We start from the raw sequence: 783 nt of genomic DNA on the forward strand, positions 1-783 counted from the left end.
CGTGTTATTAACTTTCATATTTTATTCTTCGTTTTTCACTCTTCATTCTTCATTCTTCACTTTCCTCTTTTTATCCCCTGTTTTTATGAGCTTCCGGTTTTCAAAATATTTGAAATGCTGCGAGCCTCACGGCTCACAATATTTCTCCATACACAAACGTTACACAAACTACATGTTTTTCAATGAGCATATTTAACTCGTCTTCAATTCGGTGAATGTTGTTTGAACTTTGGCAAATAGCGCGAAGCGATATATAATTCTTCTTCATTTTTAATTTTTACATTGGCACATTTTCACATCGGCATATTGCCTCGCCTACGTTTCAGCGAACGTTGTTTGGTACATTAATTTCATTTCATTTGCTAATCTGCTAATATTCGAATTTGCTAATTTTCATATCTGCTAATTCTCAAATTATCCATCCCAAAGCGGTAGACCAGCGACACCCCCGCACCCGTAGGGCCCCAGTAATTTCTTGTCCCGGTCTTTCGTTCCGGGTAACAGTCCGTACAGCGGCTGCGGTTGTAGGCATGGTATTCCCCTGTGAAATAGCCCGCATTCACGCTGAACTCCAGGTTCAGCTTTGCAGACAGCGGCAGGGAATAGCCATATACCGCTCCCGCCGACCAGCTCCAGTGGCTCAGGTAGCCGTAACTGTCGAGGCTTTTGGTGAACAGCCGCAGGTCGTAGACACCGCCCGTGAAGTATATCCCGGCAAAGTGGCCGTTCAAGGGGCTGCCTTGCCTGTTGCCCCACCACCGCCGTACTTCGAGTCCTGCGTAA

Annotated in this window: 1 protein-coding gene; it reads right to left on the bottom strand. The window is 45.5% G+C overall.

What is annotated here, in order from left to right:
• Positions 1-386: 386 nt before the first annotated feature.
• Positions 387-783, bottom strand: a 397-nt coding sequence (locus ACFO6W_RS25770; protein WP_380001953.1) for a DUF3575 domain-containing protein, incomplete at its 5' end; no start/stop codon positions are given.

This window comes from Dysgonomonas termitidis, assembly GCF_042654545.1.
GTDB classification, from domain to species: Bacteria; Bacteroidota; Bacteroidia; order Bacteroidales; family Dysgonomonadaceae; genus Dysgonomonas; species Dysgonomonas termitidis.